Origin of the sequence: Streptomyces sp. NPDC048483 (genome assembly GCF_040651455.1) — a bacterium.
Lineage (GTDB): Bacteria > Actinomycetota > Actinomycetes > Streptomycetales > Streptomycetaceae > Streptomyces.
The window spans coordinates 1-10,239 of sequence record NZ_JBEZJZ010000183.1 but is presented as its reverse complement, the minus strand read 5'-3'; the positions used below and the strand labels follow the sequence as shown (position 1 = coordinate 10,239).

General features: G+C 69.2%; 7 protein-coding genes and 1 tRNA gene. 5 read left to right on the top strand and 3 right to left on the bottom strand.

Annotated elements, in window-relative coordinates; genetic code table 11:
- Nucleotides 1-105 precede the first annotated feature (105 nt).
- Nucleotides 106-190, bottom strand: a tRNA-Leu gene (locus tag AB0D04_RS41165).
- Between the two features lie 510 nt (nt 191-700).
- On the bottom strand, nt 701-2,266 hold the full coding sequence (locus tag AB0D04_RS41160; protein WP_362712533.1) for an aldehyde dehydrogenase family protein: 1,566 nt from the start codon (nt 2,264-2,266) through the stop codon (nt 701-703).
- A 333-nt stretch (nt 2,267-2,599) separates the two neighbouring features.
- On the opposite strand from AB0D04_RS41160, the gene AB0D04_RS41155 reads away from it, so the two are divergent.
- The 5 genes from AB0D04_RS41155 to AB0D04_RS41135 all read left to right on the top strand — a co-directional run bounded on the left by AB0D04_RS41155 (nt 2,600) and on the right by AB0D04_RS41135 (nt 9,884).
- Nucleotides 2,600-3,139 carry a hypothetical protein gene (locus tag AB0D04_RS41155; RefSeq protein ID WP_362712532.1) on the top strand — a complete coding sequence of 180 codons (540 nt, stop codon included), beginning with the start codon at nt 2,600-2,602 and terminating at the stop codon, nt 3,137-3,139.
- A gap of 176 nt (nt 3,140-3,315) precedes the next feature.
- The gene (locus AB0D04_RS41150) at nt 3,316-4,998 is read left to right on the top strand and encodes a thiamine pyrophosphate-binding protein (protein WP_362712531.1); all 1,683 of its coding nucleotides are present in this window, start codon (nt 3,316-3,318) and stop codon (nt 4,996-4,998) included.
- A 12-nt stretch (nt 4,999-5,010) separates the two neighbouring features.
- Nucleotides 5,011-6,249, top strand: coding sequence for a formyl-CoA transferase (gene frc, locus AB0D04_RS41145; RefSeq protein WP_362712530.1), 1,239 nt, complete (start codon nt 5,011-5,013; stop codon nt 6,247-6,249).
- Nucleotides 6,249-8,381, top strand: coding sequence for an acetate--CoA ligase family protein (locus tag AB0D04_RS41140; RefSeq protein ID WP_362712529.1), 2,133 nt, complete (start codon nt 6,249-6,251; stop codon nt 8,379-8,381). The genes frc and AB0D04_RS41140 overlap by 1 nt, the downstream gene beginning before the upstream one ends.
- Nucleotides 8,382-8,489: 108 nt before the next feature.
- Nucleotides 8,490-9,884, top strand: a complete 1,395-nt coding sequence (locus AB0D04_RS41135) for an OFA family MFS transporter (RefSeq protein ID WP_362712528.1) — start codon at nt 8,490-8,492, stop codon at nt 9,882-9,884.
- 28 nt (nt 9,885-9,912) lie between these two features.
- Here AB0D04_RS41135 and AB0D04_RS41130 read toward each other — a convergent pair.
- Nucleotides 9,913-10,239: chorismate mutase (locus AB0D04_RS41130; protein WP_362712527.1), on the bottom strand; the 327-nt coding region annotated here is incomplete at its 5' end.

The following is a 10,239-nucleotide window of genomic DNA, read 5'->3' as shown; positions in this document are numbered from 1 at the left end:
CGCTGGTCGGCCGGCTGATGATCTACGACGCGCTGGAGATGACCTACCGCCAGGTCAAGGTCCGCAAGGACCCCGACTGGTTCGTATGTGAGTCTGAGTTCTGAGTGTCCGAGGGGGGACTTGAACCCCCACGCCCGATAAAGGGCACTAGCACCTCAAGCTAGCGCGTCTGCCATTCCGCCACCCGGACCAGGTGGTCTTCGCGGGGTGTTCCCCGCGGCGACATGGACAACAATACCAAGGTTTCGGAGTGCCCTTCACCTGCGTATCCGTGCGGGACATAACTTCGCCTTATGGGCAGTGGAGGACAATTCGCACAACGCTGGGGCGTCGGTGTATGGCGGGCGAGGTCGATGAGCCGGTCGCTGTTGCTGAGGGCGCCGGGACGATGGTGATGACGGTCAGCGCGGGGGTGATGGCCTTCAAGTGATGCGGATCTTCGCCCACAGACGGACCAGCGAGGTCACTCTCGTGATCTTGCTGCACCGGGGCGGACGTCACGGTCGTCCGCGTCCCGACACCGTTCGCCGAGGCCGCCGTCGCTGAGGAAGGGCCGGGGGGGGAGCCGTTGGCGTGGCACCGTACGCTTCCGCTCCAGCGGTGGAGCGGAAGCGTACGGTGCCGACGGCCGGCGCCGCGGGGAGGTTTGCCTTGTGGCCCGACCTTCAGGGACTCGGGTGCGGGAGCGCCGGGCGCGCCGTTACGGCATCAGGTGGTAGTCGGGGAAGTTGCCGGGCAGGCGTTCGGCGGGCGGGCCCTCGGTGACCGCGTGGACGAGGAGTTCGCCGCCCACGAACGCGCCGCGCCAGGAATTGCCGAAGCCGCCGAAGAGTTCCTCGCGGTCGCCGCGGGAGCGGGGTTTGTTGTGGCCGACCTTGAAGGCGCGGACCTGAGGGGCCAGGCGGGCGTAGGTGGCGGGCTCGTCGGTGGAGAGGGTGGCGACCAGGGCGCCGTTGCTGGCGTTCATGGCGGCGAGGAGTTCGGCCTCGGTGTCGACGAGGACGATGGTGTCGACGGGGCCGAAGGGTTCGGCGTGGTGGAGAGGGGAGGACGGGGGCGGGGCCAGGAGGGTCGTGGGAGGGAGATAGGCGGAGGTGTCCTGGGAGGGGAGGAACCAGCCTGAGGAAAGGTCGCCGCGGTGGAGGGGGACGGCGCCGCGGGAGATGGCCTCCGTCGTCAGGTCGGCGAGTTCCTTGGCCTTGGTGGCGTTGATGAGGGGGCCGTAGTCGAGGGTGGGGAGGGCGTCGTCGGGGGCGGCGACGGCCAGGGGGTGGCCGAAGCGGATGGCGCGTACGGCCGGGAGGTAGGCGGCCAGGAAGTCGGCGAAGGCGTCGCGCTGGACGACGAATCGGGGGTAGGCGGTGCAGCGCTGCTTACCGTAATCGAAGGTCTTGTGGAGCAGGGGTGTCAGCGCTTCCCAGTCGGTGTAGTGCCAGATGGCCCAGGTGTTGAGGCCCTCTTGCTCGAGGATGTGGCGTTTGCCGAGGTCGGCGACGGCGGTGGCGACCCGGGCTCCGGTGTCGCGGCCGCCGACGAAGGAGACACAGCCGATCTCGGGGGCGCGGACGAGGGAGGGGGAGAGTTCGCTGCCGCTGCCGCTGAGGAGGGTGGCCGGGATGCCCTCGCGGGCGGCCAGCGCGCAGGCCAGGGTGAGGCAGGAGAGGCCGCCGTCGGTGGGAGTTTTCGCGATCACGGCGTTGCCGGCCAGCGCCTGGACGAGCATCGCGTGGATCAGGACCGACATGGGGTAGTTCCAGCTGGCGATGTTGCTGACCGGGCCGGGGAGCGGCGAGCGGTCGGTGAGCATGCGGTCGATTTCGCCGACGTACCAGCGGACCCCGTCGATGGCGCGGTCGACGTCGGCCTGGGCGAGCTTCCAGGGCTTGCCGATCTCCCAGACGAGGAGGAGGGCGAGGAGCTCGCGGTGTTCGGTGAGGGCGTCGAGGGTGGCGCTGATCCGTGCCTTGCGTTCGGGGAGGGGGACGTGGCGCCAGGCGCGATGCTGGTCCAGGGAGGCGCGTACGGCATGCCGCGCGGCGTCCGCGTCGAGGCGGGGCGGGCCGGCGATGGGGGTGCCGTCCACCGGGCTGGCGGCGGGCAGCGGGGCACCGTCCGGGTGCCATTGGGCCGCCCAGAGGTTGCGGACATGGTCGTCGCGGAATGCCTCGGGGGCGGCGGCCAGGCTGCGCTGCCAGGCGTCCTGCCAGGACGTACCGGGTTTGAGGGTGAGGTTCGGGGTGGTGCGGGCCTCAGAAATGGGTGCCATCGGTGTCTCCGCTCTCGGTGCACGGCCGGAGGGGCAGGGTGGTGGCGCTCAGTCGGTTCTCGGCGGCTCCCACAGGAACCTGTTACTGGACGGTAGTGGTACGTGACGGTGCGTGGGCCGGTCCGGGGTCAGGTATGGCGAGTGTCACTCGGGGCGGGCGGGCGGACCACCGGTGCGCGGCCCGGGTGCAGACGATGTAGGCGGCGGACCGGTCCGGACCGGTCGGGCCGGGGCGATGGGGGCCGATGGCGCGGGTGCCGCGTCGTGTACGGGATGCCTTGAGGTGCCCCAGGCCGACGCCCGAGTTGGTGACCTCGTTGAACGGCGGCCTCGGTGAACGGCGGCCTCGGTGAACGGCGGCGGGACGCGGACAACGGTGGCGTCCCCCCTGGTGCGGTCGATTGCCTCGCGGACAGCGGCGTGGACGGGCAGTCGGTGCCGGACGCGAGCATCCGCCGGGTGTGGTTCATGCCCCGGGTGCCGGTCACACCCTGGACGATGGCCTTGGAGTCCCTGGTGTCCTTGGTGAGCCAGATAGCCATGGCGATGGCCTCGTCAGGCAGCGGCCGTGGCCAGGTCGGCGGCGTGCTGGGCGGCGGCGTCCATGGTGGCGGCCTGGGGGCGACGGGTGGGCGCGGTCGGCGAGAGGGTGGCGGTGACCTTGCCGGCGAGGGCGAGGATCGCGCCGTCGACCGTCCGTACGGGCGGATTGACCTCGACGAGGAACGCGTCCTGGCGGATCAGGACCTGCCGCAGGGCACGCGGGGCGATGAGCGTGGCGGGCAGACGACGTGGCGGACGAGGTGGCCATTGGCGTCCGTACCCAGCAGCCGGACCAACACCCCGTACCCCGCGAAGAGTTCCCGTGCCTGATGTGCGAGCCGAACAGGCCCACGCCCGCTCCTACGACTGATCGCCGTGCGCCCTCTGGACATCGGCGACACGATGCGGGATAACGGGTTCATACAGTATTCGTCGACTGTATGCAATCTGTCCCGGATCCCGTCCGGGCGCGCTGCCGGAACCTCCATGAAGGGAAGCGATGCCCCATGCCTGAGGACGCTCAAGACCTCATCTCCGGTGGGCACTTGGTCGCCAAGGCGCTCAAGGCGGAGGGGGTCGACGTCATCTACACCCTCTGCGGCGGCCACATCATCGACATCTACGACGGCTGCGTCGACGAGGGCATCGATGTCATCGACGTCCGCCATGAACAGGTCGCCGCGCACGCCGCGGACGGCTACGCCCGGATCACCGGCCGGCCCGGCTGCGCCGTGGTCACCGCGGGCCCCGGCACCACGGACGCGGTCACCGGGGTCGCCAACGCCCTCCGCGCCGAGTCCCCGATGCTGCTGATCGGGGGTCAGGGCGCGCACAGCCAGCACAAGATGGGGTCGCTGCAGGACCTGCCGCACGTCGACATGATGGCGCCGATCACCAAGTTTGCCGCCACGGTCCCCGACACCGCGCGGGCCGCGGACATGGTGTCGATGGCGTTCCGCGAGTGCTATCACGGCGCTCCGGGCCCATCGTTCCTGGAGATCCCCCGCGACATCCTGGACGCCAAGGTGCCGCGGGAGACCGCCAGGATTCCGCGGGCCGGGCAGTACCGCGCCTCGACCCGCTCGCCCGGTGACCCGGAGGCCGTACAACAGCTCGCCGATCTCCTCGTACGGGCCGAGAAACCGGCGATTCTGCTGGGCAGTCAGGTGTGGACGACCCGGGCCACGGACGCGGCGACGGAGCTCGTACGGACCCTGAACGTCCCCGCGTACATGAACGGCGCGGGCCGCGGCACCCTGCCGCCCGGCGATCCGCACCACTTCCAGCTCTCCCGCCGCTATGCCTTCTCCCACGCCGACCTGATCGTGATCGTCGGCACGCCCTTCGACTTCCGGATGGGGTACGGAAAGCGCCTCTCCCCCGCCGCGACGATCGTCCAGATCGACCTGGACTACCGGACGGTGGGCAAGAACCGGGACATCGACCTGGGGATCGTCGGGGACGCGGGGCTGGTGCTGGCCGCCGTCACCGAGGCCGCGTCCGGGCGGCTGAACGACGGCGCCGGCCGGCGCAAGGAGTGGCTGGAGGAGCTGCGGGCAGCCGAGCAGGCCGCGCTCATCAAGCGGCTGCCGCAGCTGCGCTCGGATGCCGACCCGATCCACCCGTACCGCCTGGTCAGCGAGATCAATGACTTCCTGACCGAGGACTCGGTCTACATCGGGGACGGCGGGGACATCGTCACCTTCTCCGGGCAGGTCGTCCAGCCCAGGTCGCCCGGCCACTGGATGGACCCGGGGCCGTTGGGGACGCTGGGTGTGGGGATTCCCTTTGTGATGGCCGCCAAGCAGGCGCGGCCGGAGAAGGAAGTCGTCGCGCTCTTCGGCGACGGGGCGTTCTCGCTGACCGGCTGGGACTTCGAGACGCTGGTCCGCTTCCGCCTCCCCTTCGTCGGGATCGTCGGCAACAACTCCTCGATGAACCAGATCCGTTACGGCCAGAAGGCCAAATACGGCGACGCGCGCGAGCGGGTCGGCAACACCCTCGGGGATGTGCCGTACGACCAGTTCGCACGGATGCTCGGCGGATACGGCGAGGAGGTCCGCGACCCGGCACAGATCCGGCCGGCCCTCGAGCGCGCCCGTGCGTCGGGCAAGCCGTCGCTGATCAACGTCTGGATCGACCCGGACGCCTACGCCCCCGGAACCGTGAACCAGACCATGTACAAGTGAGGTGAGCCGGCCGTGGCCAAAGCACTCAGCGGGGTCCGTGTCCTGGACATGACCCATGTACAGTCCGGTCCCTCCGCCACCCAGCTGCTCGCCTGGCTGGGCGCGGATGTCATCAAGCTGGAGGCGACCACCGGTGACATCACGCGCAGGCAGCTGCGCGACATCCCGGACGTCGACTCCCTCTACTTCACGATGCTCAACTGCAACAAGCGCAGCATCACCCTCAACACCAAGACCGCCCGCGGCAAGGAGCTGCTGACCGAGCTGATCCGGCGCAGCGACGTCCTGGTGGAGAACTTCGGGCCGGGCGCAGTGGACCGGATGGGGTTCAGCTGGCACCGTATCCGGGAGATCAACCCGCGGATCGTCTACGCCTCGATCAAGGGCTTCGGCGAGGGCCCGTACACCAACTTCAAGGCGTACGAGGTGGTGGCGCAGGCGATGGGCGGGTCGATGGCGACGACCGGCTTCGCAAACGGGCCGCCGCTGGCGACGGGGGCACAGATCGGCGACTCGGGGACCGGGGTGCACTGCGTCGCCGGGATCCTCGCGGCGCTCTACCAGCGCGAGCACACCGGCCGCGGACAGCGGGTCAATGTCGCCATGCAGCATGCGGTGCTGAATCTGTGCCGGGTCAAGCTGCGCGACCAACAGCGCCTGGCACACGGGCCGTTGGCGGAGTACCCGAACGCCGACAACACGACGTCGGCCGACGAGGTGCCGCGCAGCGGTAATGCGAGCGGTGGCGGGCAGCCGGGGTGGGCGGTGCGGTGTGCGCCCGGCGGCCCCAACGACTACGTCTATGTGATCGTGCAGCCGGCCGGCTGGCGGCCGCTGACCGCGCTGATCGGGCGGCCCGAGCTGGCCGAGGACCCGGAGTGGGCGACGCCGGAGTCTCGGCTGCCCAGGCTCGCGAAGATGTTTCAGCTGATCGAGGAGTGGAGCAGCACCCTGCCCAAGTGGGAGGTGCTGGAGCGGCTGAATTCCCACGGCATCCCCTGCGGGCCGATCCTTTCGACGAAGGAGATCGTCGAGGACGCCTCGCTGGCCGCCAACGAGATGGTCGTCACGGTCGAGCATCCGCAGCGCGGCGCCTTCACCACCGTCGGGTCGCCGCTGAAGCTGTCCGACTCCCCCGTCGAGGTCGATCGCTCCCCCCTGCTGGGCGAGCACAACGAAGAGGTGTACGTGGGCGAGCTGGGGATCGACGACGAGGAACTGCGGCTGCTTCAGGCAAAGGGAGTGATCTGATGGGTGGCCATATAGAGGTAGTACGTGGGGTGTTGGAGCGTGCGCGGGACGAGGGGCGGACGGCGCTGACGGCGCCCGAGGGGAAGCTGATCGCCGATGCGTACGGGATTCCCACACCGGCCGAGGGGCTGGCGGAGTGTGCCGATGATGCGGTGGCGCTGGCCGACCGGATCGGTTTCCCGGTGGCATTGAAGATCGTCTCGCCGGACATCCTGCACAAGACGGATGCGGGCGGGGTACGGACCGGGCTGGGCTCGGCGGCCGAGGTGCGGGGTGCGTTCACGGCGATCGTGCAGAACGCGACGGCGTACGACCCGGCGGCGCGGATCTCCGGTGTGCAGGTGCAGCAGATGGTGCCCGAGGGACAGGAGGTGATCGTCGGGGCGGTCACCGACCCGACGTTCGGGAAGATCGTGGCGTTCGGCCTGGGGGGCGTGCTGGTCGAGGTCCTCAGGGACGTCACCTTCCGGCTGGCGCCGGCCTCGCCGGAGGACGCGGCATCGATGCTGGACGGGATCCGGGCCGCGGCGGTGCTGCGCGGGGTGCGCGGCGGGGCCGCGGTGGACCGTGCGGCGCTCACCGACGTCATCGTCCGGACCTCTCAACTTGCCGCGGATTTTCCCGAGTTGGCGGAAGTGGATCTCAATCCGGTGTTCGCCTCGGCGGACGGCGCGATGGCCGCGGACGTCCGTATCCTGCTGCGTGAGGGGGCGCCGGTGCAGCGCCGTCGGCACACCAGGGACGAGATCCTCACCGCGATGCGGCGGCTGATGCGGCCGCGTTCGGTGGCCGTCATCGGGGCGTCCGCCGAGCGGGGGAAGATCGGCAATTCGGTGATGCGCAATCTCCTCGACGGCGGCTTCCCGGGGGACATCCATCCGGTGCATCCCAAGGCCGAGGACATTCTCGGCCGCGAGGCGTACCAGTCGGTGATGGATGTGCCGGGAGAGGTGGATGTGGCGGTGTTCGCGATCCCCGCGCCGCTCGTCCCCGCGGCGCTGGAGGAGGTCGGCCGCAAGGGCATCCCGAACGCCGTCCTGATCCCGTCCGGCTTCGCCGAAACAGGTGAACACGCCCTGCAGGAGCGGATCGTGGCCATCGGCGAGGAGTACGGGGTGCGGCTGCTGGGGCCGAACATCTACGGCTACTACTCCACTTGGCAGGACCTGTGCGCGACGTTCTGCACGCCGTACGACGTCAAGGGCGGGGTGGCGCTGACCTCGCAGTCCGGCGGCATCGGGATGGCGATCCTGGGCTTCGCCCGGACGACGAAGACGGGTGTCTCGGCGATCGTCGGGCTCGGCAACAAGGCGGATGTGGACGAGGACGATCTTCTGACGTACTTCGGCGAGGACCCCCACACCCACTGCATCGCCATGCACGTGGAGGATCTGAAGGACGGGCGGGCGTTCGTCGAGGCGGCGCGGGAGACCGTACGCAAGAAGCCGATCGTGGTGCTGAAGGCGGGGCGGACCAGCGCGGGCGCAAGGGCCGCCGGATCGCATACGGGCGCGCTGGCCGGGGACGACGCGGTCTACGACGACATCCTGCGGCAGGCCGGCGTCATCCGGGCGCCGGGGCTGAACGACATGCTGGAGTACGCGCGGGCACTGCCCGTACTGCCCGCCCCGAAGGGCGACAACGTCGTCATCATCACGGGCGCCGGCGGCTCGGGGGTCCTGCTGTCGGACGCCATCGTCGACAACGGACTGCGGCTGATGGACATTCCCGACGACCTGGATGCCGCGTTCCGGCGCTATATCCCTCCGTTCGGCACGGCCGGGAACCCGGTGGACATCACGGGCGGCGAGCCACCGTCCACGTACGAGGCCACCATCCGGCTGGGCATGCAGGACCCGCGGATCCATGCGCTGGTGCTCGGCTACTGGCACACCATCGTCACGCCGCCGATGGTCTTCGCGAAGCTGACGGCGCGGGTCGTCGAGGAGTTCCGGGCGCGCGGGATCGAGAAGCCGGTGGTGGTGTCGCTGGCGGGTGACACCGAGGTCGAGGAGGCCGCCGCGTATCTCTTCGAGCGGGGCGTTGTGGCCTACCCGTACACCACCGAGAAGCCGGTGGCGGCGCTCGGTGCGAAATACCGCTGGGCACGGGCCGCGGGGTTGCTGGCCTGACCCCCGCTCCGGGAGCTCCGCCGAAGCTCTCCTGGAGCACGGAGAGATCGGACGGGGGGCGCGCTGACCGGGTTCTTTCACTTCCTAGGAGAATTCCGAGGGGATGAGATGAGCACAGAGAAGGAACGGCATGCGAGGGCCGTCGCATGCCGCGAGGTCACGGACGGCAAGGGCCGTGTCTATCGCATCGGTGAGACGGACCGGGATCTGCTCGGTCATTCCCGCAAGCTGATGGTGTATCTGCCGTGGATCGCGATGATGGCCATCAGCGTTTCGGAGTATGCATACGGTTCGGCCGAGGACACCCTCTCGGGGGCCCACGGCTGGACGCAGAGCAACACCTTCTGGATTCTGAGCGTCTGGGTGTTCTTCCAGGCCGGTATCGCCTTTCCGGCCGGCTGGCTGCGCGAGCGGGGAATCCTGACCGCCCGCAAGGCCATGTTCCTCGGGGCAGCACTCAGCCTCATCGGCTTTGCCGCACTCGCCCACCTGGACAATGTCTTCCTGGCCCTCTGCGGCTTCGGTGTGATCGGCGGCCTCGGCTCCGGCCTGATCTACGCCACCTGCATCAATATGGTCGGCAAGTGGTTCCCCGAGCGGCGCGGCGCGAAGACGGGCTTGGTGAACGGCGGCTTCGCCTATGGCGCGCTGCCCTTCATATTCATCTTCAACTACGCCTTCGACACCAGTAATTTCGCCGAGGTGCTGGACCTCATCGGCGTGTACGTCCTGCTCGTCGTCTGCGTCTGCGCGTGGTTCTTCAAGGATCCGCCGAAGAACTGGTGGCCCGCCGACATCGACCCGCTGAGCCGTTCCGGCAACAGGAAGAGCGCCGCAAGCCTGGCCAAGAACCCGCCCGCGGTACGGCAGTTCACTCCGAGGGAAGCCCTCCGGAGCGGCATGCTCCCACTGATGTGGATCACTCTCGTCATGACCGCCGGAGTCTCGATCTTCGGGATTTCCTTCCAGGTGGACTTCGCCAAGGAAGTCGGCTTTGGTCCGCTGGTCGCCGCCTCGTCCATGGGCGTGATGTCCGTCGTCAACGGCGTCGGACGGGCGGTGGTCGGCTGGCTGTCCGACCTGTGGGGACGGAAACCGACCCTGGTTTTCGTCATCGTCGTCCTGGGCCTGGCGCAATTCGGCGTGATCTGGGCCGGTGACATCCACAGCGAGTGGCTGTTCCTGGTCTTCGCCTTCCTGTCGGGATTCGGCGGCGGCGCCTTCTACCCGATGTTCGCGGCCCTGACCCCGGACTATTTCGGCGAGAACTACAACGCCACCAATTACGGGCTGGTCTACAGCGGAAAGCTGATCAGCGGCCTGTTCGGCGGCGGACTGGGATCGATGGTGGTCGACGCCTGGGGATACAACGGCGCCTATGCGCTCGCCGGCGGTATCTCGATGGTGGCGGCGGCCTTGGCCCTGCTGCTGCACCAGCCGGGGCGCATCCGGATGCGCGATGTGGCGCCCAATCCGCAGCCGATCAGCCGGGAAGTGATCTGACGCGGACGGCGAGGACCGTCCGCCCCGTTCAGCCGGCGGACGGCCCGTTCTGCATGCCCAGCGTCCCGTCGGCGATCGCCCGGTGGTGCCGGACCACTTCATCGATGATGAAGTTCAGGAACTTCTCCGCGAACGCCGGGTCCAGCCGGGCGTCCTCGGCCAGCTTCCGCAGCCGCTCGATCTGCGACGCCTCCCGCGCCGGGTCGGCAGGGGGCAGGCTGTGCCGCGCCTTGAGCTCTCCGACCTGCTGGGTGCACTTGAAGCGTTCGGCGAGCAGATGCACCAGCGCGGCGTCGAGGTTGTCGATGCTGCTGCGCAGATAGAGCAGCCGCTCGCGCGCCGCCTCGTCGGCGAC